The following is a 24029-nucleotide window of genomic DNA, read 5'->3' on the forward strand; positions in this document are numbered from 1 at the left end:
CCTCGGCTCGCCCCGCCGCTGCGCTGCCGCAGAGGTCTCCACCCACCGGGGCAGGACCCGTGCGACACCGCACCGGAGGATCAGTCGCCCGCGGCAGCGCACCACCAGGACGAGAGCCGCCGCACCGGCGCACCGGCCGTCGCGACCTTCGTCAGCCTCCGGTCACCCACGCGTGGCCGACGTCGGTGGAGACCAGCCGGTCCCCCGCCGCCAGGTGCCGCAGGTCGTCGGTCTCCACGACCTGGAAGTGCGGGGAGCCGAGGTCGAGCAGCAGCGCCGTGGCGCCCTCGGACTGCGCCGCCACGGCGGCCGCCTGGCCCCACACGGGAACCGGTCGGGCCTGCGGGTTCCACCGTGCCATCGCATCGAGGCTGCTGAACGTCAGAAGCGCCTGGCGGCCGTCGGCGCCGGTCATCAGCACCGCGGCCATGTCGGCGTCCTTGTCCCCGCTGGTCAGGGCCTCGGGGCCGGCGGCCTGGCTCGCGGCGCCGAGCGTGGCGACCACGGGCACGAAGACGCGCACGGAGCCGAGGACCGCCAGGACGGCCACCGTGTCGCCCAGGGCAGCGCCGAGGCGAGGATCGAGTCGTCCGTCGTCGTCGGGGAACGCCGGCTCGGCCAGCGAGCGACCGGTCACGGGACGCGCCGCACCAGGTCGTCGACGACCTGACGCACCCGGCCGTGGCCGCTCGTGCCCTGCAGGGCGAACAGCATCAGCCTCTCGTCGTCGACCGTCACGAGGGTGGGCCAGGGTGCGCCCTCGCCGAAGGCGAAGCCCTTCACCCGGTTCCACGGCACGTGGTGCGTGCGGTACCCGTTCACGACCTCGAGCTCGTCGTCGGACACCGTCACCCGGCTGCGACCGATGCCGTGCAGGATCACGATGAAGACCGCGATGGAGCCGTACAGCGTGAGCGCCTGGGAGAGCGTGACCTGGGACCGGATCTCCTGCGGCAGCGCGAAGGTGATCGCGACCGACATCGCCACCAGGGCCACGCAGGACCCGTAGGCGACGTAGCGGGTCCCACCGGGACGGTGCGTGGTCATACCCGGCACGCCAGGATGTCGGTCACGAGGATGCCGCGGGCGCCCAGCTCGTAGAGGCTGTCCATGATCTTCTGGGCGGCGTCGCGCGGCACCATCGAGCGCACCGCGACCCAGCCCTCACGATGGAGCGGGGACACGGTGGGCGACTCGATGCCCGGCGTGAGCTCGACCGCCCGTTCGACGTGCTCCACGCGGATGTCGTAGTCCATCATCACGTACGTCCGGGCGACGAGGACGCTGTCGAGACGACGCTTGAACACGGCGTACCCGTCGGGCTCGCCCGTTCCTGCCTCGCCGCGCGTGATGAGGACGGCCTCGGACGAGAGGATCGGGTCGCCGAACACCGCGAGGTCGGCCTGGCGCAGCGTGCTCCCGGTCTCGACGACGTCGGCGATCGCGTCGGCCACGCCGAGGCGGATGGAGGACTCGACCGCACCGTCGAGGCGGACCACGGTCGCCGCGACCCCGCGCGCGCTCAGGTAGTCCTGCACGATGACGGGGTACGAGGTCGCGATCCGCTTGCCCTCGAGCTCGGCGATCGCGGACATGGAGCCGGTCGGCGCGGCGAAGCGGAACGTCGAGGCCCCGAAGCCCAGGCCGATCTGCTCGGTCGCCGGGGCCGCGGAGTCGAGCAGGAGGTCACGGCCGGTGATGCCGACGTCGAGCGTGCCCTCCCCCACGTAGACGGCGATGTCGCGGGGTCGCAGGTAGAAGAACTCGACGTCGTTCTCGGCGTCGACGAGGACGAGGTCCTTGGTGTTGCGGCGCTGGCGGTAGCCCGCCTCCGCGAGGATCTGGCTGGCGGCGTCGGACAGGGCGCCCTTGTTGGGAACGGCCACTCTCAGCATGGTGGTGACTTTCTGACGAAGGAGGTCGGGCCCGACCGGCGTCCGCCACGACGGGGGACGGTGGCCGGAACGCACGACAGCGGCACGGCCCGAGGAGGTGCTGGGTCCGCTGTCGTCACAGATGCGCGTAGACGTCGTCGAGCGAGATGCCGGCGGCGATCATCATGACCTGGGCGTGGTAGAGCAGCTGGCTGATCTCCTCGGCCGTGCGCTCGGGGCCCTCGTGCTCGGCGGCCATCCAGGACTCGGCGGCCTCCTCGACCAGCTTCTTGCCGATCGCGTGCACGCCGGCATCGAGCTCGGCGACGGTGCGCGAGCCCTCGGGCCGGTCGCTGGCCTTGGCGGCGAGCTCGGCGAACAGGTCGTCGAAGGTCTTCATGGTGACCTCAGTCTAGGGACGCCAGCGTGCGCAGGGTCGCCCAGGTCGACAGCGCGGCCTCGGCGGCCTCCCGACCCTTGTCCTCGACGCTGCCCTCGAGCCCGGCGCGGTCGAGCGCCTGCTGCTCGGTGTCGCACGTCAGCAGACCGAACCCCACCGGCACACCCGTGTCGAGGGACACCCGCGCGAGGCCGTCGGTGGCTGCGGCCGAGACGTACTCGAAGTGAGGTGTGCCGCCTCGGATGATCACGCCGAGGGCCACGACCGCGTCGAAGCCGGCCGCCGCGCACCCCTGGGCGACGAGCGGCAGCTCGAACGAACCGGCAGCCCGCACGAGCGTGGCGTCGGTGACCCCGGCGTCCGACAGGGCGCGCTGGGCGCCCGCGATCAGGCCGTCCATCACCTGGTCGTGCCAGCTGGAGGCCACGACGGCCACGCGGGCCCCCGTGGCGTCGACCTGCAGGGTGGGTGCTCCGTGTCCGCTCATGCCGTCGTTCCCGTCGTCTCGTCGAGGCCCAGGTCGGGCAGGTCGTGACCCATCCGCTCGGCCTTGGTCCTCAGGTACTGGATGTTCTCGGCGGTCGGCTGGATCTGCAGGGAGATCCGCTCGGCAACCTTCACGCCGTAGGCCTCCAGCTGCGTCGCCTTGTCCGGGTTGTTGGTGAGCAGCCGGACCGAGCCGATGCCGAGGTCGCGCAGCATCTGCGCGCCGGCGGCGTAGTCGCGCTCGTCCTCGCCGAACCCCAGGGCGAGGTTGGCGTCGACCGTGTCACGGCCGGCGTCCTGCAGGGCGTAGGCCTGCAGCTTGTGCAGCAGACCGATCCCTCGGCCCTCGTGACCGCGCAGGTACACCACGACGCCCGCCCCCTCGGCCTTGACCGCCGCCATGGACGCCTGGAGCTGGGGCCCGCAGTCGCAGCGCCGCGAGCCGAACACGTCACCGGTCAGGCACTCCGAGTGCAGACGGACCAGCACGCTCGCACCCTCGGCGGCCGCCGCGGCGAGGTCTCCGTGCACGAGGGCCACGTGCTCGGCCCCGTCGATCGTGTCGCGGAAGCCGTGTGCGGCGAAGGTGCCGAACTCGGTGGGGAGCGTCGTCGTGGCGAGCCGCTCGACCTGGGACTCGTGCAGACGCAGGTGCACCTGCAGGTCCTCGATCGAGACGAGGGCCAGGTCGTGCTCGTCGGCGAACGCGCGCAGGGCGGGCGCCCGCATGAGGGTGCCGTCGTCGTGCACGACCTCGCCGATCACGCCGACCGGCGTCAGGCCCGCGAGCCGGGTGAGGTCCACCGCAGCCTCGGTGTGTCCGGCGCGCGCCAGGACGCCGCCCTCCTTCGCGCGCAGGGGCAGCACGTGGCCCGGCATGACCAGCTCGAACGGCTCGGTCGCCGAGTCGGCGAGCACCCGGACCGTGCGCGCCCGGTCGGCTGCCGAAATGCCCGTGGTGATGCCGTCGCGGGCGTCGATCGAGATCGTGTAGGCGGTGCGCATCATCTCGCGGTTGTGCGGCGTCATGAGCGGGATGCCGAGCCGGTCGAGGATGGCCCCCGGCGCGGGTGCGCACACGTAGCCGCTGGAGTACCGCACCAGGAAGCCCATCAGCTCCGGCGTGGCCTTGCTCGCGGCGAAGATGATGTCGCCCTCGTTCTCGCGGCCCGGGTCGTCGACCACCACGACGGCCTTGCCGTCGCGAATGTCGGCGATCGCCCGCTCGATGCTGTCGAGGCGGACCGTGTCGCCGCCGGCGTCCGAATACGTCGTCATGACTGCTGCTCCTTCGGGAGGCGGGCGGCCAGCAGCCGCTCCACGTACTTGGCGAGGACGTCGACCTCGAGGTTCACCCGGTCGCCGGGGGCGAGGGTGCCGAGCGTCGTGTCCGCGAGGGTGGTGGGGATGAGGGAGACCGAGAACCAGGCGTCCGGTCCGTCCGCCGCCCACGGCCCGGCACCCCCGCCGGGGGCATCGACGACCTCGACGACCGTGAGCGACACCCCCTGGACCGTGATCGAGCCCTTGGGGACCAGGTACCGGGCCAGCTCGGCCGGCAGGGAGAAGCGCAGCACGTCCCAGTGCTCGCTCGGCGTGCGGTCGATCAGCGCCCCGGTGCCGTCGACGTGCCCCTGCACGATGTGCCCGCCCATCCGCGCACCGGCCTGCATGGCGCGCTCGAGGTTGACCTCGTCACCGACCTCCAGGCCACCGAGCGACGTGCGGTCGAGCGACTCGGCCATGACGTCGGCGCTGAAGACGTCGCCGTCCCCCTCCTGCGACGACTGGTCCATGACCGTGAGGCAGCAGCCGTTCACGGAGATCGAGGCTCCGTGCGTCGCGTCGGCCGTGACGACGGGGCCGCGCACCGAGAGGCGCACGGAGTCGCCGAGCGACTCGATCGCCGTGACGACGCCCTTCTCCTCCACGAGACCGGTGAACATCAGGGCATCTCCTCACGTGGGGCACGGCCCGGCGTGCCGATGATGCGGATGTCGGGGCCGATCCGCGCGACGTCGTGCAGGTCGATGGGACGCAGGTCGGCCAGCGTGGCGGCCTCGCCCTCCAGCGCGGCCCGGCCCGAGCCGAGCATCGCGGGAGCGATGTAGCCGATCACCCGGTCGACCAGGCCCGCGTTCCAGAACGCGCCGGCCAGGCGAGGACCGCCCTCGAGCCACACGTGCCGGACGCCGTTCTCGACCATCTTCGCGAGCACCTCGTCGGGCTCGCGGCTCTGCACGAGCAACGTCGGCGCGACCCGGTCGAACACCCGGTAGTACGAGGGGATGTGGGTCTCCCCCACCACGACGCGCAAGGGCTGGCGGTCGTACGGGAGCGGGAGGTCGTCGGCGTCGCGGACGGTCAGGCGCGGGTCGTCGGCCAGGACCGCGCCGGTACCCGCCATGATCGCGTCGGCACCGGCGCGGAAGAGCTGCACGTCGCGTCGGGCCTCGGCCGAGGTGATCCACTTGCTCGAGCCGTCGGGAGCGGCGCTCAGGCCGTCCATGGTCGCGGCGTACTTCCAGGTGACGAAGGGGCGACCGTGGGTGAGGGCGAAGGTCCACTCCACGTTCAGCTCGGCGGCCTCGTCGGCGAGCAGCCCGGACTCGACCTCGACGCCGGCCGCCCTCAGGCGGTCGGCGCCACCTGTGGCCTCGGGGTTCGGGTCGGTCTGGGCGAGCACGACCCGGGCCACACCTGCCTCCAGGAGCGCCTCGGCGCACGGCCCGGTGCGCCCGGTGTGCGCGCACGGCTCGAGCGTGACGACCGCCGTGGCCCCACGCGCGGCGTCACCGGCCTGCTGGAGGGCGTCGACCTCGGCGTGCGGCGTCCCCGCACCTCGGTGCAGACCGACCGCCAGCTGCTCTCCTGCGGGAGTCAGCAGCACGCAACCGACCCGGGGGTTCGGGAGCGCGCTGGCCACGGAGCGCGCGGCGTCGATCGCCACGCGCATGGCCTGCTGCTCGGTGCCCGTGCGTCCAGCCTCGGTGCCCATCGTGTCCTCCGGTCGGGCTCGCCGATCCGGGGTCGTCGGGTCGGGTGCACGGGTCCGCGCGGACCCGGCGCCAGACCCCGCGTGTGCCTCTCATCCGGACTTTCACCGTCGGTACCGGAGTTCCACCGGTTCAACCATCCTCCCGAAGGAGGGCGGGTCGCGGACTATGACCGCCGGCTCGGAATTGCACCGACCCCGGAACACGCGAGCTGTTGCTCGTACGGCGAAAGTGTAGCCGGGCGCACGAGAGCCTCGGCCGCCGTCTCCCGATGAGAGACCGGCGCCACGTCCCGAGGCGTCCGACTCAGTGGCGGCAGGCGGAGTCGGCGAGCCCGCGCAGCGTCTCGACCATGGCGCCGGGGTCGTCGGCGCCGAACACCGCGGAGCCGGCGACGAAGGTGTCGGCACCGGCATCGGCGCACCGCTCGATGGTCTCGACGGAGACCCCGCCGTCGACCTGCAGCCAGATCTCGCCGCCGGTGCGCTCGATGAGCTCACGCGTGCGGCGGATCTTCGGCAGGCACAGGTCGAGGAACTTCTGACCACCGAACCCGGGCTCGACGGTCATGACGAGCACCATGTCGAGCTCGGGGAGCAGCTCGGCGTACGGCTCGATGGGGGTGGCCGGCTTGAGCGCCATGGACGCGCGGGCACCCTGCGCGCGGATCTCGCGGGCCAGGCGCACGGGCGCGTGCGCGGCCTCCACGTGGAAGGTGACGCTGCCCGCTCCGGCCTCCACGAACTGTGGTGCCCAGCGGTCGGGGTCGGCGATCATCAGGTGCGCGTCGATCGGCTGGGCGGAGGCCTTGCTGAGCGCCTCGATGACCGGTGCGCCGAGCGTCAGGTTGGGCACGAAGTGGTTGTCCATGACGTCCATGTGCAGCCAGTCGGCCGTCGGGATCCGTGCCGCCTCACCCGCCAGGTTCGCGAAGTCGGCGTTGAGCAGGCTCGGCGTGATCTGGATGGCCATGGCCGACAGCGTAGTGGCGCCCCGTTCCCGCCGGTCAGCGGCGGCGGAGGATCGCGAGGAACATCGCGTCGGTGCCGTCGCGGTGCGGCCACCAGCGGTGCACGGACTCGAGCGCGGCGACGCCGGGTCCCACCGACTCCACGACCTCGAGGGTCTCCTCCACCAGGGGCGAGCACGTGGCGTAGCCGACGACCCCGCCAGGACGCGTCAGCTCGACGGCACGCCGCAGCAGGTCGCGCTGCAGCGGCACGAGCGAGGCGAGGTCGTCGGGCGAGCGTCGCCAGCGCGACTCCGGACGTCGGCGCAGTGCGCCCAGCCCGGTGCAGGGTGCGTCCACGAGCACGCGGTCGAACGAACCGGGCTCCCACGGACCCTCACGGCCGTCGTGGACGGTGACGTCGACGTCGGGCAGGGCGCGCAGACCCTGCCGCACCAGCTCGGCCCGGTGCGGCTGGACCTCGTTGGCGACGAGGTGCGCACCTCGCTGTGCGGCGAGCGCCCCCAGGAGGGCCGCCTTGCCACCGGGTCCGGCGCAGAGGTCGAGCCACCGGGCGTCCGGTCCCTCGAGCGTCGCCTCCGCCACGGAGATCGCGACCATCTGCGACCCCTCGTCCTGCACACCGGCCAGGCCGTCCCGCACGGCGGCGACGTCGCCCGGGTCTCCCCCGTCGAGCACGCGCGCGTAGGGAGAGACCGAGCCGGGCCGCCCGGGCAGCCGCGCGGGGTCGACCAGACCGGGCCGAGCCACGAGCGTGACGCGAGGCGCGAGGTTGTCGGCCGCGAGCAGCTGCTCCAGCTCGTCGGCCGCGTCGACGGACCGCAGCGCGGTCCGCAGACCATCGACGATCCACGCCGGGTGGGAGTACCGCACGGCGAGCGCGTCGTCGCCGGCGCGACCCTGCACGAGGCGATCGAGCCACGTGTCCAGGTCGTCGGCCGCGATCTTGCGCATGACCGCGTTCACCAGTCCGGCCGTCTTGTGCCCCACCACCCGTCGCACGAGGCTCACGCTCGTGGAGACGGCGGCGTGCGACGGGACCCGCATCGAGAGCGCCTGGTGGGCACCGAGCCGCAGCACGTCGCGCACCTCTGGGTCGAGAGGTCGGTCGACGAGGGAGTCGATCACGGCGTCGTAGGTGCCCCGCAGGCGCAGCGTGCCGTGGACCAGCTCGGTCGCGAACGCGGCGTCGCGCCCCTCGATGCGGCGTTCACGCAGCAGCTGCGGCAGCAGGAGGTTGACGTACGCGTCGCGCTCGTCGGCCGCCCGCAGCACGTCGTACGCGACGCCACGGGACGGGTCGCTCACGAGATCCTCCTCATGACAGCACCACGCCGGGCTCGATCGCCGTGCCGCGCGCCCAGTCAGCAGCCGACATGGCTCTCTTGCCGGTGGGCTGCACCTGACCGAGGACCACGTCGGTCGTGGCGGTGCCGACCCGCACCTCGTGCTTGCCGGCCTGAACCTGACCCGGCGCGAGGGTGTCCTCGGACGTCGGCGTGACCGGTCCGAGCTTGATCCGCTGGTCCCCCAGCACGGACCACGCGCCCGGAGCAGGAGTGCAGCCGCGGACCTGGCGATCGACCGCGAAGGCCGGGCGGGTCCAGTCGACGTGCGCATCGTCGGTGCTGAGCTTCGAGGCGTAGGAGACGCCGTCGTCGGGCTGCGACACCGCCGCGGCGTCACCGTCCTCGACGTGGTCGATCGCATCGACCAGCAGTCGGGCACCCTCGTGCGCGAGCCTGTCCAGGAGGGTCCCGGCGGTGTCGTCCTCGCGGATGCGCTCGGTGATCGTGCCGAGCACCGGTCCGGCGTCGAGCGCCTCGACGAGGCTGAAGACCGTGGCACCGGTGACCTCGTCGCCGGCCATGATCGAGCGCTGCACCGGTGCGGCACCACGCCAGGCGGGCAGCACCGAGAAGTGCAGGTTGAGCCAGCCGTACTCCGGGACGTCGAGCGCCTCGCGTCGCAGCAGCGCGCCGTACGCGACGATCGGGCAGCACGCCGGGCCGATCTCGCGCAGGCGGTCGAGGAAGGCCGGGTCGTCGGCACGAGCGGGCTTGAGCACCTCGATCCCGAGCTCCTCGGCGCGGGCCGCGACGGGCGAGGGATGCAGGGTGCGGCCCCTGCCCTGGCGGGCGTCGGGGCGGGTGATCACCGCCGCCACGTCGTGCCGGCTCTCGACCAGCGCCTCCAACGAGGGCAGGGCGGTCTCGGGGGTACCTGCGAACACGATCCTCACGTCGGCCGAGTCTAGGGCGTGCGCCCACGCCGGCCGTGCGGGCAGGACGTGCCGGGGTCAGAAGGCGTGCGGATCGATCCTGACCCGCAGGGGCGGGAGCTTGGCCGCCGAGCGCGCGGACTGCAGGTCCTTCAGGGCCGCCGCCAGCGCGGGGCCGTCGCGGCGCGGTGTGCGCAGCACCAGTCGGTCATGCTCCGGCTCCCCCGGCCGCGTCGGCACCGGGACCGGGCCCAGCACCTCGGTGGCTCCGGGCCAGGACCTGGACGCGAGCTCGGCGACGACGTCGGCCGGCGCCTCGACCACCGCGACGCGCGCGACCGGGGGCAGGTGCGCCTCGGCGCGCTCGGCCAGCTCGCGCTCGGCCAGGCCGGCGGGGTCGGCGCGGACGAGACCCTGCAGCGTGGCCGGGTCGCCCACCGCCACCGCCGCGGCGCGCTCGCGCGCGAGCGCCAGGGCGTTGAACCACCGCCGGTGCGCCTCCTCGCCGACCCGCAGGTCGTCGCGGCCCAGCGCCAGCCAGGTGTCCATGAGCACCACGAGCGCGTACCCGCCCTCGACGCGCGGCTCGGCACCCGGCGTGGCGAGGACGAGCACGTCGCCGGGCGGTGCCTCGGCCAGGACGTCGGTACCCCCGGAGGTGACGACCGCACGGTCGGGGAAGGCCGCCGCGTACTCCTCCGCCGTCCGCAGCTGGCCGACGACAGGGGCGCGCAGCCGGGCGGAGCCGCACGTCGGGCACGTCCATCGGGGGGCCTCGGTGCCACACCACCGGCAGGCCAGGGTGGCACCGCGACCGCCCTGCGCGAGCGGGCCGTCGCAGGCCGCGCAGCGGGCCGGGGTCCGGCAGTCCTGGCAGCTCAACGACGTGCGGTACCCCCGACGCGGCACCTGGACCAGCACCGGGCCGTCGGCGCGGCGCACCGCGGCGAAGACCTGGTGCGGCAGGCGTGCCGGCGCGCCACCGGCCACGCTGCCGTCGGTGACGTCGAGACGGGGCCACGCACGGCGTCGGGTGACGGCCTCGGCCCGCATCGACCGCGCCCAGCCGGAGCCGACGAGCGACTGCGCCTCGGCCGTGCGTGCGTAGCCGCCGACCAGCACCGCGGCGTCCTCGCGCACGGCCCGGGTGAGCAGGACCTCGCGGGCATGCAGGTACGGCGCCCGAGGCTCCGCGTAGAGGTCGTCACCGTCGTCCCAGACGGTCACGAGACCCAGGTCGTGCACGGGCGCGAACGCGGCGGCTCGCGTGCCCAGCACGATCGACACCTCGCCCCGCGCCACGGCGAGGAACGACCGGTAGCGCTCGGCCGGCTTCTGGCCCGACGAGAGCACCACGTGGCGCCCGTGGCCGAGGACCGACGTGAGTGCCGCGTCCCAGTGGTCGAGCTCGCGCGCGTCGGGCACGCAGACCACCGTCCCCCGCCCCGACCGCAGGGTGGCGAGAGCGGCCTGCGCGACCGCGACGGCGGGGTCGCGCAGGGGCAGCGCCTCCCACACCACACGGGGAGAGGTGCCCGACTCCAGCGCGCCGAGGAAGCCCGGTCCGTCCGACCAGAGGTGCCAGACCTCGTCGTCGACGCCCGGGAGGTCGTCGTCCGGACGCGGCACCGAGGGACGGGCCTCGACCTTGGCCTGGCGCGGTGGCACCGCCAGCCGCAGCACGTCCGACAGCGTGCCGGCCCAGCGGTCGGCCACCTCGCGGGCCAGTCCCAGCACCTCGGCACTCAGCACGGGCTCGGCCGAGACGACCTTGGTGAGCGGCGCGAGACGTCCCTCGTGGGCGGTCGTCTCCCCCAGGCCGACGACGTAGCCGTCGGTCGCGCGCCCGGCGAAGCGGACCTTGACCCGGCACCCGGGGACGGGCTGCGGATCGAGCTCGGGCGGGACCGCGTAGTCGAACAGCCGGTCCAGGTGCGGCAACGGGGTGTCGACCGCCACCCGCGCGATGCGGACCGGCGCGACCTCGCCCGACCGCTCGTCGACACCCGCCTCGAGGAGCACCGGCGGCGGCACGGGCTCGGGAGCCGCGAGGAGCTCGAGCTGGTCGCCGGTGGTCACGCGGACTGTCTACCAGGCGGTCCGGACGGTGGGCTCGGGGTCCGGCTGGGTCAGCGGTAGGTGGCCCGCGCTACCGGAGCCCCCAGAGGTAGGCCACCCGCGGATAGCGGCGTCGTGTCCGCGGGTGGCCTACCTGGACCCCCGACGTGACGCGGGCCACCTACCCCTCACCCGACGAAGCCCCGAGAACCCAGCCCCGCGCGCACCCGGATCCCCGTTCGAGGCCCTCGCGCGACCCACCACCAGGAGAGGCCGAGAGAAGCAGTCGCAGGCCGAGATCGCGCCGGGGTCACGCCGCACGCACGACCGCCCGCCACCCACGAGGGGCGACGGGCGGTCGAGGGACGCAGGTCAGGCGTGCGCGGCGGCCTTCAGGGCCTCGGCGCGGCCGGTGTCCTCCCACGGGAGGCCGGGGCGGCCGAAGTGGCCGTACGCGGCGGTCTGCGCGTAGATCGGGCGCAGCAGGTCGAGGTCGCGGACGATCGCGCCGGGACGCAGGTCGAAGACCTCGAGCACGGCCTCGCGGATCTTGTCGACCGGGACCGTCTCGGTGCCGTAGGTGTCGACGTAGAAGCCGACCGGGTGCGCCACGCCGATCGCGTACGCGACCTGCACCTCGGCCTTGGTGGCCAGGCCGGCGGCCACGATGTTCTTGGCCACCCAGCGCATCGCGTAGGCGGCGGAGCGGTCGACCTTGCTCGGGTCCTTGCCGGAGAACGCGCCGCCGCCGTGGCGGGCGTAGCCGCCGTAGGTGTCGACGATGATCTTGCGACCCGTCAGGCCGACGTCGCCCATGGGGCCGCCGATGACGAAGCGGCCCGTCGGGTTCACGTGCAGCTTGTAGTCGCTGGAGTCGATGTCGTACTGCGCGAGCACAGCGTCGATGACGTGCTTCTTGATGTCCCCACGGAGCTGGCCGTCGAGGTCGATGCCCTCCTCGTGCTGGGTGGACACCACGATGGCCTCGACGCGCTTGGGCTTGTCGTCGTCGCCGTACTCGATGGTCACCTGCGTCTTGCCGTCGGCGCGCAGGTAGGGCAGCGTGCCGTCCTTGCGGACCGCCGTGAGCTGCTCGGCGAGGCGGTGCGCGATCGTGATCGGCAGCGGCATCAGCTCGGGGGTCTCGTCGATCGCGAACCCGAACATCAGGCCCTGGTCGCCCGCGCCCTGGAGGTCGAGCGGGTCGACCGAGCCGTCGGCGCGGTTCTCGAACGCGGCGTCGACGCCCTGGGCGATGTCGGCGCTCTGCGCGTCGAGCGTCACCTGCACGGCGCAGGACTCACCGTCGAAGCCCTTGACGGAGGAGTCGTAGCCGATCTCGAGCACCCGGTCGCGGGCGATCCGCGCGATGTCCACGTAGGCCTCGGTCGTGACCTCGCCGCCGACCAGCACCAGGCCGGTCGTCACGTAGGTCTCGCACGCCACGCGGCTCTTGGGGTCCTCGGCGAGCAGCGCGTCGAGCACGCTGTCGCTGATCTGGTCGGCGATCTTGTCGGGGTGGCCCTCGGTCACCGACTCGGACGTGAAGAAGCGGCTCACTCGATCTCTCCTGATGGGGTGGGGTGCGCGTACGGTGCGCCGGCGGATGCCGGGACGCGTGCGACAGGTGGTTCCTCGGGGAGTGTAACGACGCTCAGGCCGTGACGTTCCGCCGTCCCGAGCGGCGGACGACCTCGTCCCACACGGCGTGCGCCAGGGCGCTCTTCGGACCGCGCGGCACGGCGACCTCGGCACCGTCGGAGCCGAGGATGACGGCCTCGTTGTCCTCCTGGCCGAACACCTTGCCGTCGCTGACGTCGTTGACCACCAGCAGCTCGCAGCCCTTGCGCTCGAGCTTGGCCCGGGCGTGGTCGGCCACGCTCCCGTCGTCGTCGCCGGTCTCCGCGGCGAAGCCGACGACGAACGGGGTCGCGTCACCGGCGCGGTCGCGCACCAGTCCGGCGAGGATGTCGGGGTTCTCGACGAGCTCGATGACGGGCGTGCGGCCGTCGTCGCGCTTCTTGATCTTGTGGCCCGACACGTCGGCGGGCCGGAAGTCGGCGGGTGCGGCGGCCATGACCACGACGTCGGCGGACCGGGCCGCGTCGACCACGGCGGCCTGCAGCTCCGCGGTGGTGACGACCTCGACGACGTCGACCCACGCCGGCAACGGCACCGACACGTTGGCGGCGACCAGCCGCACGGTGGCGCCCCGAGCCAGCGCGGCCTGGGCGATCGCGACGCCCTGGCGCCCGGACGAACGGTTGCCCAGGTAGCGGACCGGGTCGAGGAACTCGCGGGTTCCCCCTGCGGAGACGACGACGTGCAGGCCGGCGAGGTCCTGGGTGGGCGCGTCGAGCAGGGCTCGACAGGCCGCGAACAGCTCGTCGGGCTCGGGAAGCCGACCCTTGCCGGTGTCGCTGCCGGTGAGCCGACCGGCGGCGGGCTCGATCACCACGACGCCGCGCGAGCGCAGCGTCTCGACGTTGGCCTGGGTGGCGGCGTGCTCCCACATCTCGGTGTGCATGGCCGGGGCCAGCACCACGGGGCAGCGCGCCGTGAGCAGCGTGTTGGTGAGCAGGTCGTCGGCCAGGCCGTGGGCGGCCTTGGCCAGGAGGTCGGCCGTGGCGGGTGCCACCACGACGAGGTCGGCCTGCTGGCCGAGCCGCACGTGGGGCACCTCGTGGACGTCGGCGAACACCTCCGTGGACACGGGCTGCCCGCTGAGCGCCTCCCACGTGGGGGCACCCACGAACTGCAGCGCGGACCGAGTGGGCACGACGCGCACGTCGTGACCGGACTCGGTGAACAGGCGCAGCAACGAGGCCGCCTTGTAGGCGGCGATGCCGCCGGCGACGCCGAGCACGACGCGAGGGCGGTCCGGCCCCCCGGCCGCGGGATCCGTCATGAGCGGACGCTCAGGCCTTCTCGGGCTTGACCGTCCCGGTGCTGTTGGCCTCGGAGCCGTCGATGTCCTCGGCGGCCAGGAGACCGGCGTTGATCTCGCGCAGGGCGATGGACAGCGGCTTCTCCTGGACCTCGGTCTCGAGGAGCGGGCCGACGTACTCGAGCAGGCCCTCGCCGAGCTGGGAGTAGTAGGCGTTGATCTGCCGCGCACGCTTGGCGCTGTAGAGCACCAGCTTGTACTTGGAGTCGGCCTTGTCGAGCAGGTCGTCGATGGGCGGGTTCGTGATGCCCTCGGCCACGGAACGCGTGCTGGTCACTGTGCCTCGCTGTGATGGATGGCGGAAGAAGTCTGGTCCGGACTCGCGGCGTCGTTCTGGCGCGGGCCCTCGAACAAGCCTATCAACTCCCGGCACGCGGCCGGGACGTCGGTGTTGACGATCGTGACGTCGAACTCGCTCTCGGCCGCCAGCTCCTCGTGCGCGGTGCGCAGCCGACGTTCGCGTTCCTCGGGTCCTTCGGTGCCCCGTCCCAGCAGCCGACGCTCCAGCTCCTCGAACGACGGGGGCGCCAGGAAGCACATCAGCGCCTCCGGCATGGCCTCACGGACCTGGCGCGCACCCTGGAGGTCCAGCTCGAGCAGGGCCGGCTTCCCGGCGCTCAGTCGCTGCTCCACGGGCTCGCGGGGCGTGCCGTACCGATGGCGACCGTGCACCACGGCCCACTCCAGCAGGCCGTCGGTCTCGACGAGGCGGTCGAACTCGGCCTCGCTCACGAAGTGGTAGTGCATCCCGTCCTGCTCGCCCGGCCGCGGTGGGCGGGTCGTGGCGGAGACGGAGATCCAGATGTCGGGCCGCTCGCGACGGACGCAGGCCGCCACGGTGCCCTTGCCGACCGCCGTCGGCCCGGCCAGCACCACAAGCCTGGAACGGGCAGGGGAACCGTCAGCGCTCACGGCTGCCGAACTCGCGCAGGAGTGCCTGCACCTGGTTGACGCCGAGGCCTCGGAGCCGACGGCTGTCGGCGATGCCGATGCGGTCCATGATCTCGCGGGCGCGGACCTTGCCGACGCCGGGCATCGACTGCAGCAGGTCGCTGACCCTCAGCTTGGCGATCACGTCGTCCACCCGCGACTCGGCGATCACGTCGGCGAGGCTGGCACCGGAGTGCTTGAGCCGGTTCTTGACCTCGGCGCGCACCTGGCGGGCCTGTGCCGCCTTCGCGAGCGCGGCCTGCCGCTGCTCGGGCGTCAGCTGTGGGAGGGCCACGATGGTCTACCTCTCTCCTGCCGGACGCCTGCGCGCCACGACGTCGATGGATGCAGGGCGATCACTTCAGGGTGATCTCGCACTCGGTCTTGGCGTTCTTGACCACCGCGGTGCGCTGGTCGGCCGTGGCGTTGAACGCCTCGTAGGCGTCGTTGAGGGTCTTGAGCTGCGCGTCGTCGAGCTCGGCCACGACCTTCTCGTCGCGCATGTCCTCGAGCGGCAGGCCGACCTTCTTCTGCGCGGCGAGCACGCCGTCGGTCACCTTGGCCAGAGTCGTCCAGTCGTCCTTGACGCCCGCGGGCGCGTCCTTGGCGATGCTCTTGAAGGTCTTGGAGTAGGAGGTGTACGCCGCGTCGGTCCGCGTCTTGCCGAACGAGTTGAGGGTCTCGGCGTTCTTCTCCACGGCCCCGCAGTAGGGGCTCTGCCCACCGCAGCCTGCCAGCAGGACACCGGCCAGGGTCGCCGCCACGGCGGTCGCGGCGTGCTTCACGCGAGGGCGCGTCATGCAGGTCTCCTCGGATCGATGCGGGTGCTCTGACCAGCGCAGACGCGCGGTGGTCAGGGTGAGCCTACAACTGCAGGGACTCGTTCACGGCGACGGCCGCAGCGCGCAGCGCGTCGACGTCGGGACCGGCCGACAGCACCTGCCGCGAGGTGGACGGCAGCACCAGGTGCGCGACGTCGCCGAAGATCCGGCGCAGGTCGTCGACGGTGCCGCCCTGGCTGCCGAAGCCGGGCGCGAGGAGCGGCCCGTTGACGTCGAGGTCCTCGTCGGTCTCGCCGATCGTCGCGCCGACGACGGCGCCGTAGGACCCCATCGGGGTGGCACCCTCGTTGGCGGCACGCAGGGCGGCCAGCACGTCACCGGCGACGGTCCGGCCGGAGGACGAGGCGGCGTGCTGGACCTCGGGCCCCTCGGGGTTGGAGGTCAGCGCCAGCACGAAGACGCCGGCGTCGTTCTTCTCGGCCACGTCGAGGAAGGGCCTGAGCGAGCCGAAGCCGAGGTACGGGCTCACGGTCACGGCGTCGGCGGCCATGGGGCTGTCCTCGTCGAGGTACGCGTCGGCGTAGGCCTCGGCGGTGGAGCCGATGTCGCCGCGCTTGACGTCGAGGATCGTGAGGGTGCCGGTGTGCCGCAGGTCCTGCAGCGTGCGCTCGAGGATCGCCACGCCCCGTGCGCCGAACCGCTCGAAGAACGCCGACTGCGGCTTGACGAAGCCCACCTGGCCCGCGAACGCCTCCACGCAGGCGGCCGCGAACCGGTCGAGTCCCTCGAGGGTGTCCCCCACGCCCCACGCCTCGAGCAGCGCCCCGTGCGGATCGATGCCGATGCAGGCGGGACCGTAGGCGTCCATCGCGGCGCGGGCGCGGGAACCGAAGCTCACGAGGCGCCCCCCGACGTCGCGGGCGCGGCGGGCTCGAACCGTTCGGCCCACTCCTGGAGCGACCGGACGCCCACCCGCTGCTCGCGCAGCGCCTCGATGCCCTGCACCGCGGCGGCGAGGCCCTGCACCGTCGTGATGCACGGGATGCCCTCGGCCACGGCGGCCGTGCGGATCTCGTACCCGTCGACGCGTGCGTTCGCCCCACCGGAGATGCCGTGCGGGGTGTTGATGATGAGGTCGACGTCCTGGTCGCGGATCTTGTCGACGATCGTCGATGGCTCCTGGCCCGGGAGCGGCTCCTCCTGCAGCTTGCGGATGACCGTGGCCTTCACGCCGTTGCGGGCGAGCACCACGGCCGTCCCGCTGGTGGCCAGGATCTCGAAGCCGAGGTCGGCCAGTCGCTTGATCGGGAAGATCATGTGCCGCTTGTCGCGGTTGGCCACCGACACGAACACCTTGCCCGACGTCGGCAGGCCGTTCTGCGCCCCCGCCTGGCTCTTGGCGTAGGCGGTGCCGAAGGTCGTGTCGAAGCCCATGACCTCACCGGTGGAGCGCATCTCCGGGCCGAGCAGGGTGTCGACGTACGTGCCCTCGTAGGTCCGGAACCGGTTGAAGGGCATCACGGCCTCCTTGACCGCGATGGGCGCGTCGTCCGGCAGCCGTCCGCCGTCGCGGTCGGTCGGGAGCAGGCCCTCGGCGCGCAGGTCGGCGATGCTCTCCCCCAGCATGATCCGCGCCGCGGCCTTCGCGAGCGGCGTCGCCGTGGCCTTGGACACGAACGGCACCGTGCGGCTCGCCCGCGGGTTGGCCTCGATGACGTAGAGGATGTCCGACGACAGCGCGAACTGGATGTTCACCAGGCCGCGCACGCCGACGCCGCGGGCGATGGCCTCCGTGGCCTCGCGGATGCGGTCGATCTCCAGGTTGCCGAGCGTGATCGGCGGCAGGGCGCACGCCGAGTCACCGGAGTGCACGCCGGCCTCCTCGATGTGCTCCATCACGCCGCCGAGGAACAGCTCGGTGCCGTCGTACAGCGCGTCGACGTCGATCTCGATGGCGTCGTCGAGGAAGCGGTCGACGAGCACGGGGCGCTCGGGGGTGATCTCCGTGGCCCGGGTGATGTAGTCGCCGAGGGTCTGCTCGTCGTACACGATCTCCATGCCTCGACCGCCGAGCACGTACGACGGACGCACCAGCACGGGGTAGCCGATCTCGTCGGCGATCTGCTTCGCGTGGTCGAACGTGGTGGCCATGCCGCTCTTGGGAGCCACGAGCCCGGCGGCGTCGAGCACCTGGCCGAACGCACCCCGCTCCTCGGCGAGGTCGATGGCGGACGGCTGCGTGCCGACGATGGTGACACCCGCCTCCTCCAGCCCGGCGGCGAGGCCCAGGGGCGTCTGTCCACCCAGCTGGACGATGACGCCGGCGACCGGGCCGGCCTGCTCCTCGGCGTGCACGACCTCCAGCACGTCCTCGAGCGTGAGCGGCTCGAAGTAGAGCCGGTCGGCCGTGTCGTAGTCCGTCGACACGGTCTCGGGGTTGCAGTTGACCATGATCGTCTCGTAGCCGACCGCGCTCAGGGCCTGCACCGCGTGCACGCAGGAGTAGTCGAACTCGATGCCCTGGCCGATGCGGTTCGGGCCGCTGCCGAGCACCAGGACAGCCGGCTTCTCGCGCGGCTCGACCTCGGTCTCCTCGTCGTAGGAGGAGTAGTGGTACGGCGTCCTCGCCGCGAACTCCGCGGCGCACGTGTCGACCGTCTTGTAGACCGGCCGCACGCCCAGGGCGTGGCGCACCCCGCGCACGACGTCGGCGGACATGCCGCGGATGCGACCGATCTGCCGGTCCGAGAAGCCGTGCCGCTTGGCGCGACGCAGCAGCACGGGCGACAGCTCGGCGGCGGCGATGAGGTCGGTCGCGACCTCGTTGATGAGGGCCAGCTGGTCCACGAACCACGGGTCGATGCTCGTGGCCTCGAACACCTCGTCGGGCGTGGCGCCCGCGCGGATGGCGTCCATGACCTTCTTGAGCCGACCGTCGTGCGGGCGACCGATCTCCTCGAGCAGCGCGTCCTTGTCGAGCTCGACCCACTCCTTGGTCCAGTCGAACTCCGCGTCGGGGCGCTCGAGCGACCGCAGGGCCTTCTGGAGCGCCTCGGTGAAGCTGCGACCGATCGCCATCGCCTCACCGACGGACTTCATGTGCGTGGTGAGGGTGGAGTCGGCGGCCGGGAACTTCTCGAACGCGAAGCGCGGGACCTTGACGACCACGTAGTCGAGCGTCGGCTCGAAGGACGCGGGCGTGACGCGGGTGATGTCGTTGGGGATCTCGTCGAGCGTGTAGCCGATGGCCACCTTGGCCGCGATCTTGGCGATCGGGAAGCCGGTGGCCTTCGACGCCAGCGCCGACGACCGCGAGACGCGCGGGTTCATCTCGATGACGACGATGCGTCCGGTGGCCGGGTCGACGGCGAACTGGATGTTGCAGCCGCCGGTGTCGACGCCGACCTCGCGGATGACGCCGAGGGAGATGTCGCGCAGGCGCTGGTACTCCACGTCGGTGAGCGTGAGCGCGGGAGCGACGGTGATCGAGTCGCCCGTGTGCACGCCGACCGGGTCGAAGTTCTCGATGGAGCACACGATCACCACGTTGTCGGCGGTGTCGCGCATGACCTCGAGCTCGTACTCCTTCCAGCCGAGGATCGACTCCTCCAGGAGCACCTCGGTGGTGGGGCTGAGCGCGAGGCCGGAGCCGGCGATGCGGTGCAGATCCTCCTCGTCGTACGCCAGGCCCGAGCCCGACCCGCCCATGGTGAAGGACGGCCGGACGACGACGGGGTAGCCGCCGAGGTCGTCGACTCCGGCGAGGCACTCGTCCATGGTGTGGCAGATGACCGAGCGGGCCACCTCGGCACCCCACTCCTTCGGCAGGTCCTCGACGATCTTCTTGAAGGACTCACGGTTCTCGCCCTTCTCGATCGCCTCGACCGAGGCGCCGATCAGCTCCACGTCGTACTTGCGCAGGACGCCGGCCTTGTCGAGGGCGATGGCGGCGTTGAGCGCCGTCTGCCCGCCCAGGGTCGCGAGCAGGGCGTCGGGACGCTCCTTGGCGATGACCTTCTCCACGAACTCCGGCGTGATCGGCTCGACGTAGGTGGCGTCGGCGAACTCCGGGTCCGTCATGATCGTGGCCGGGTTGGAGTTGACCAGGATGACCCGGATCCCCTCCTCGCGGAGCACGCGGCAGGCCTGCGTGCCGGAGTAGTCGAACTCGCAGGCCTGACCGATGACGATCGGGCCGGAGCCGATCACGAGGATCGACGAGATGTCGGTGCGCTTGGGCATCAGGCGCCGTCCTTCCCAGGAGTGGTGGAGTCGCTGCCGGTGTGCCCGGGTGCGTGGTCGGCCATGAGCTGGACGAACCGGTCGAAGAGGTACGCCGCGTCGTGCGGCCCGGCGGCCGCCTCGGGGTGGTACTGGACGCTGAAGGCCGGGCCGTCGACGAGCGCGACGCCCTCGACCACCTGGTCGTTCAGGCCGACGTGAGTCACGTGCGCGTCGCCGTAGGGCGTCTCGAAGGTGCCCTCGAGCGGGGCGTCGACCGCGAAGCCGTGGTTCTGGCTCGTGATCTCGACCTTGCCGGTGGTGCGGTCCTGGACGGGCTGGTTGATGCCGCGGTGGCCGTACTTGAGCTTGTACGTGCCGCGACCGAGGGCGCGGCCGAGCATCTGGTTGCCCAGGCAGATCCCGAAGTAGGGGATGCGGCGCTCGAGCACCTCGCGCAGGACCCCCACGACGTGGTCGGCCGTGGCAGGGTCGCCCGGACCGTTGGACATGAACACCCCGTCGGGTCCCACGGCCACCACGTCGTCGATGGTGGAGGAGGCCGGCAGCACGTGCACCTCGATGCCGCGCTCGGCCATGCGTCGGGGCGTCATGCCCTTGATGCCGAGGTCGATCGCGGCCACGGTGAAGCGCTTCTCCCCCACGGCCTCCACCACGTACGGCACGGGCGTGGTGACGTCGTCGAGGAAGCTCGAGCCCTCCATCGACGGGGCCGCCTGGACGAGGGCGAGGAGCGCGTCGACCGAGCCGCCCGTGTGCTGGGGCTCGGTGCTGATCGCGGCGCGCATGGAACCGCGCTCGCGCAGGTGGCGGGTGAGGGCGCGGGTGTCGACACCGCTGATGCCCACGACGCCCTGCTCGCCGAGCAGGTCGTCGAGCGAGCGGTTGGACCGCCAGCTGCTGCGCACGCGTGAGGGGTCGCGCACCACGTAGCCGTCGACCCACACGCGACGGGACTCGAAGTCCTCGTCGTTGACGCCCGTGTTGCCGATGTGCGGGGCGGTCATGACGACGACCTGGCCGCGGTACGAGGGATCGGTCAACGTCTCCTGGTAGCCGGTCATGCCGGTGGCGAACACGATCTCGGCGATCGTGGTGCCCTCCGCGCCGAACGACTCGCCACGGAAGGTGCGACCGTCCTCGAGGACGAGCACGGCAGCAACGGGCGCACGGCGCGCCCCGCTCGGTCGGGTGGTGGACATCTGGGTCATGCGTGCACTCCTTCGGTCAGCTCGCCGGACAGGACGGTGGGGACGCCGCGCAGGAACGTGGCGACCACGCGGCCGGGCAGCTCGCGCCCGGCGTAGGGGGTGTTGCGTGACAGCGACGCGGTGTCCCCGGGCACCACGGTGCGGGTGGCTGCGGGGTCGTAGAGCACGACGTTGGCCGGCTCGCCCACGGCGAGCGGGCGGCCGTGCTCGCGCACGCGGCCGATGCGAGCCGGACGCGCCGAGAGCACCTCGGCGACCTGCTCCCAGGAGAGGGCGCCGGTGTCGACCATCGATTCCTGCACGATGGACAGCGCGGTCTCCAGGCCGATCATCCCGAAGGCGGCGGCAGACCACTCGCACTCCTTGTCCTCCATGGGATGGGGTGCGTGGTCGGTGGCGACGATGTCGATCGTGCCGTCGGCGAGACCCTCGCGCACGGCTGCCACGTCGTCGGCGGTGCGCAGCGGCGGGTTGACCTTGAAGATCGGGTCGTAGCTGCGCACGAGGTCGTCGGTGAGCAGCAGGTGGTGCGGCGTGACCTCGGCGGTCACGTCGATGCCGCGGCTCTTGGCCCAGCGGACGATCTCGACCGACCCGCGGGTGGACAGGTGGCAGACGTGCAGCCGCGAGCCGACGTGCTCGGCCAGCAGCACGTCGCGGGCGATGATCGCCTCCTCCGCCACGGCGGGCCAGCCGACGAGGCCGAGCTCGCCTGACAGCGCGCCCTCGTTCATCTGGGCGCCCTCGGTGAGCCGCGGCTCCTGCGCGTGCTGGGCGACCACGCCGTCGAAGGCCTTGACGTACTCCAGCGCGCGGCGCATCAGGACGGCGTCGGACACGCAGATGCCGTCGTCGGAGAACACCCGGACGCCGGCGGCGGAGTCGGCCATGGCGCCCAGCTCCGCGAGTCGCTCGCCCTTGAGGCCCACGGTCACGGCGCCGACGGGCTGGACGTCGCAGAAGCCGCCCTCGCGGCCGAGCCGCCAGACCTGCTCGACCACGCCGGCCGTGTCGGCGACGGGCGAGGTGTTGGCCATGGCGTGCACGCAGGTGAAGCCGCCGCGTGCTGCCGACTGCGTGCCGGTGAGCACCGTCTCGGCGTCCTCACGGCCGGGCTCGCGCAGGTGGGTGTGCAGGTCGACGAGACCGGGCAGGGCCACGAGGCCCTCGGCGTCGACCACGACGGCCCCGTCATCGTCGAGGTCGGGACCGATCTCGACGATGACGCCGTCGCGCAGCAGCAGGTCGACGGGGTCGCCGCCCAGCGGACGGGCGTCTCGCAGGAGGTAGGAGGTCATGCCGTTCCTTCGTTCTGGTTCTGGGAGCCGCCGAGCAGCAGGTACAGGACGGCCATGCGGACGGCGACGCCGTTCGTGACCTGCTCGACGATGACGGAGCGGCCGGAGTCGGCGACGTCGGCACTGATCTCCATGCCGCGGTTCATGGGGCCGGGGTGCATGACGATCCCGTGGTCGGGCAGTCGGTTCATGCGGGCGACGTCGAGACCGTAGCGACGGCTGTACTCGCGGGCGCTCGGGAAGTAGGCGTCGTTCATCCGCTCCCCCTGGACCCGCAGCATCATGAGCGCGTCGGTGCCCTCGAGGGTCTCGTCGAGGTCGTAGGAGGTCTCGACCGGCCAGGTGTCGACGCCGACGGGCAGCAGCGTGGGCGGCGCGACGAGCGTGACGTGCGCGCCGAGCGTGTGCAGCAGCAGGGCGTTGGACCGCGCCACCCGGCTGTGCAGCACGTCGCCGACGATGGTGACGCGCTTGCCGGACAGGTCGGCGCCGGTGCCGTTCGCCGCATCGTCGGTCAGGTGGCGGCGCATGGTGAACGCGTCGAGCAGAGCCTGGGTGGGGTGCTCGTGCGTGCCGTCGCCGGCGTTGACCACCGCGCCCTTCGTCCATGCCTCGTGCGCGAGCCGGTGCGGGGCACCCGACGCGCCGTGCCGGACGACCACGGCGTCGGCGCCCATCGCCTGGAGCGTGAGCGCGGTGTCCTTCAGGCCTTCGCCCTTGGAGGCGCTGGACCCCTTGGCGGAGAAGTTGATGACGTCGGCGGAGAGCCGCTTGGCCGCCGCCTCGAAGCTGATGCGGGTGCGGGTCGAGTCCTCGAAGAAGAGGTTGACCACGGTGCGCCCGCGCAGCGTGGGCAGCTTCTTGATCGGGCGCTGCGCCACTCCGAGGAGCTCCTCGGCGGTGTCGAGGACGTGGACCGCCTCGTCACGGTCGAGGTCGCCGGCGCTGAGCAGGTGCTTCATGCCGCGCCTCCCTCGATGGAGACGGCGTCGGGCCGGTCGTCGGCCTCCGCAAGGCGCACGCGCACCTTCTCGGTGAGCGACGTCGGCAGGTTCTTGCCCACGAAGTCGGCGCGGATCGGCAGCTCACGGTGACCACGGTCGACGAGGACGGCGAGCTGCACCGCCTTGGGGCGGCCGAGGTCCGCGAGCGCGTCGAGCGCGGCGCGGATGGTGCGACCGCTCATCAGCACGTCGTCGACGAGGACCACGGTGCGGCCGTCGACGTCGTCGGGGATGTCGGTGTGCTCCAGCGACCGGACGGGGCCGCTGTGCAGGTCGTCGCGATACATCGTGATGTCGAGCGCGCCTGCGTTGATGGAGCGCCCCTCCACCTCGCTCATGCGAGCGGCGATGCGCTTCGCGAGCGGCACGCCACGGGTGGGGATGCCGAGGATCACGAGACCGTCGGCATCGCGGTTGCGCTCGAGGATCTCGTGCGTGATCCGGGTGAGAGCCCGGGAGATGTCGGTCTCGTCGAGGACGGTGCGCCCCACGTCGGAGGGGGTGGCTGCACGAGCGTCAGGACCGGATGTGCCGTCGGGCACGACCATGTCTGACCTCCTTCTCCGCCTCACGGGACGGTGGTTAAAGGATGTCGGGTGGAACGTGTCCG

At 72.4% G+C, this 24029-nt stretch carries 24 protein-coding genes and 1 riboswitch; all 24 genes read right to left on the reverse strand.

The features are described 5' to 3' along the window. Positions 1-151: 151 nt before the first annotated feature. Positions 152-637: an SseB family protein gene (locus ASF35_RS16985; RefSeq protein ID WP_055970377.1), complete on the reverse strand. Its 486-nt coding sequence runs from the start codon at positions 635-637 to the stop codon at positions 152-154. Further along, positions 634-1047 (reverse strand): PH domain-containing protein, encoded by a 414-nt coding sequence (locus ASF35_RS16990; RefSeq protein WP_055970379.1) that lies wholly within the window; start codon positions 1045-1047, stop codon positions 634-636. The genes ASF35_RS16985 and ASF35_RS16990 overlap by 4 nt, the downstream gene beginning before the upstream one ends. Further along, a complete protein-coding gene (hisG, locus tag ASF35_RS16995) occupies positions 1044-1895 on the reverse strand; it encodes an ATP phosphoribosyltransferase (protein ID WP_055970380.1) in 852 nt (283 codons plus the stop codon). The genes ASF35_RS16990 and hisG overlap by 4 nt, the downstream gene beginning before the upstream one ends. Before the next feature lie 115 nt (positions 1896-2010). Next, a complete protein-coding gene (locus tag ASF35_RS17000; protein ID WP_055970382.1) occupies positions 2011-2274 on the reverse strand; it encodes a phosphoribosyl-ATP diphosphatase in 264 nt (87 codons plus the stop codon). Positions 2275-2281: 7 nt separating this feature from the next. Beyond that, positions 2282-2761: a 6,7-dimethyl-8-ribityllumazine synthase gene (gene ribH, locus ASF35_RS17005; RefSeq protein ID WP_055970385.1), complete on the reverse strand. Its 480-nt coding sequence runs from the start codon at positions 2759-2761 to the stop codon at positions 2282-2284. After that, positions 2758-4038, reverse strand: a complete 1281-nt coding sequence (locus tag ASF35_RS17010) for a bifunctional 3,4-dihydroxy-2-butanone-4-phosphate synthase/GTP cyclohydrolase II (protein ID WP_055970387.1) — start codon at positions 4036-4038, stop codon at positions 2758-2760. Before ASF35_RS17010 ends, ribH begins: the two co-directional genes overlap by 4 nt. After that, positions 4035-4706: a riboflavin synthase gene (locus ASF35_RS17015; RefSeq protein WP_055970389.1), complete on the reverse strand. Its 672-nt coding sequence runs from the start codon at positions 4704-4706 to the stop codon at positions 4035-4037. The genes ASF35_RS17010 and ASF35_RS17015 overlap by 4 nt, the downstream gene beginning before the upstream one ends. Then, positions 4706-5758 carry a bifunctional diaminohydroxyphosphoribosylaminopyrimidine deaminase/5-amino-6-(5-phosphoribosylamino)uracil reductase RibD gene (ribD, locus tag ASF35_RS17020; protein ID WP_055970391.1) on the reverse strand — a complete coding sequence of 351 codons (1053 nt, stop codon included), beginning with the start codon at positions 5756-5758 and terminating at the stop codon, positions 4706-4708. Before ribD ends, ASF35_RS17015 begins: the two co-directional genes overlap by 1 nt. A gap of 77 nt (positions 5759-5835) precedes the next feature. Beyond that, a riboswitch (FMN riboswitch) is annotated at positions 5836-5966 on the reverse strand. Between the two features lie 96 nt (positions 5967-6062). Continuing rightward, positions 6063-6728, reverse strand: coding sequence for a ribulose-phosphate 3-epimerase (gene rpe / locus ASF35_RS17025; protein ID WP_055970394.1), 666 nt, complete (start codon positions 6726-6728; stop codon positions 6063-6065). Positions 6729-6762: 34 nt separating this feature from the next. After that, positions 6763-8034, reverse strand: coding sequence for an RsmB/NOP family class I SAM-dependent RNA methyltransferase (locus ASF35_RS17030; protein ID WP_055970396.1), 1272 nt, complete (start codon positions 8032-8034; stop codon positions 6763-6765). A gap of 10 nt (positions 8035-8044) precedes the next feature. After that, positions 8045-8968, reverse strand: a complete 924-nt coding sequence (gene fmt / locus ASF35_RS17035; protein ID WP_055970398.1) for a methionyl-tRNA formyltransferase — start codon at positions 8966-8968, stop codon at positions 8045-8047. 57 nt (positions 8969-9025) lie between these two features. Continuing rightward, on the reverse strand, positions 9026-11026 hold the full coding sequence (locus ASF35_RS17040) for a primosome assembly protein PriA (protein WP_235499174.1): 2001 nt from the start codon (positions 11024-11026) through the stop codon (positions 9026-9028). Between the two features lie 351 nt (positions 11027-11377). After that, positions 11378-12565, reverse strand: a complete 1188-nt coding sequence (gene metK / locus ASF35_RS17045) for a methionine adenosyltransferase (RefSeq protein WP_055970400.1) — start codon at positions 12563-12565, stop codon at positions 11378-11380. Positions 12566-12659: 94 nt separating this feature from the next. After that, positions 12660-13913: a bifunctional phosphopantothenoylcysteine decarboxylase/phosphopantothenate--cysteine ligase CoaBC gene (coaBC, locus tag ASF35_RS17050; RefSeq protein WP_055970402.1), complete on the reverse strand. Its 1254-nt coding sequence runs from the start codon at positions 13911-13913 to the stop codon at positions 12660-12662. A 10-nt stretch (positions 13914-13923) separates the two neighbouring features. Beyond that, positions 13924-14229: a DNA-directed RNA polymerase subunit omega gene (gene rpoZ, locus ASF35_RS17055; protein ID WP_055970404.1), complete on the reverse strand. Its 306-nt coding sequence runs from the start codon at positions 14227-14229 to the stop codon at positions 13924-13926. After that, the gene (gene gmk, locus ASF35_RS17060; protein ID WP_369797022.1) at positions 14226-14825 is read right to left on the reverse strand and encodes a guanylate kinase; all 600 of its coding nucleotides are present in this window, start codon (positions 14823-14825) and stop codon (positions 14226-14228) included. The genes rpoZ and gmk overlap by 4 nt, the downstream gene beginning before the upstream one ends. Before the next feature lie 28 nt (positions 14826-14853). Then, complete coding sequence (mihF, locus tag ASF35_RS17065; RefSeq protein WP_055970407.1) at positions 14854-15177, reverse strand: integration host factor, actinobacterial type; 324 nt, start codon at positions 15175-15177, stop codon at positions 14854-14856. A 61-nt stretch (positions 15178-15238) separates the two neighbouring features. After that, positions 15239-15682, reverse strand: coding sequence for a hypothetical protein (locus ASF35_RS17070; protein ID WP_055970408.1), 444 nt, complete (start codon positions 15680-15682; stop codon positions 15239-15241). 64 nt (positions 15683-15746) lie between these two features. Then, the gene (gene pyrF, locus ASF35_RS17075; RefSeq protein ID WP_082495593.1) at positions 15747-16562 is read right to left on the reverse strand and encodes an orotidine-5'-phosphate decarboxylase; all 816 of its coding nucleotides are present in this window, start codon (positions 16560-16562) and stop codon (positions 15747-15749) included. Further along, a complete protein-coding gene (gene carB / locus ASF35_RS17080; RefSeq protein ID WP_055970411.1) occupies positions 16559-19906 on the reverse strand; it encodes a carbamoyl-phosphate synthase large subunit in 3348 nt (1115 codons plus the stop codon). The genes pyrF and carB overlap by 4 nt, the downstream gene beginning before the upstream one ends. Next, entirely contained in the window at positions 19906-21117 is a 1212-nt protein-coding gene (gene carA, locus ASF35_RS17085) for a glutamine-hydrolyzing carbamoyl-phosphate synthase small subunit (RefSeq protein ID WP_200931795.1), read from the reverse strand. The genes carB and carA overlap by 1 nt, the downstream gene beginning before the upstream one ends. Further along, positions 21114-22415, reverse strand: a complete 1302-nt coding sequence (locus ASF35_RS17090) for a dihydroorotase (protein ID WP_055970414.1) — start codon at positions 22413-22415, stop codon at positions 21114-21116. Before ASF35_RS17090 ends, carA begins: the two co-directional genes overlap by 4 nt. Next, positions 22412-23377, reverse strand: a complete 966-nt coding sequence (locus ASF35_RS17095; RefSeq protein WP_055970416.1) for an aspartate carbamoyltransferase catalytic subunit — start codon at positions 23375-23377, stop codon at positions 22412-22414. Before ASF35_RS17095 ends, ASF35_RS17090 begins: the two co-directional genes overlap by 4 nt. Then, on the reverse strand, positions 23374-23967 hold the full coding sequence (gene pyrR / locus ASF35_RS17100; protein WP_055970418.1) for a bifunctional pyr operon transcriptional regulator/uracil phosphoribosyltransferase PyrR: 594 nt from the start codon (positions 23965-23967) through the stop codon (positions 23374-23376). The genes ASF35_RS17095 and pyrR overlap by 4 nt, the downstream gene beginning before the upstream one ends. Positions 23968-24029: the final 62 nt, after the last annotated feature.

Source organism: Aeromicrobium sp. Leaf291, from assembly GCF_001423365.1.
Taxonomy (GTDB): domain Bacteria; phylum Actinomycetota; class Actinomycetes; order Propionibacteriales; family Nocardioidaceae; genus Aeromicrobium.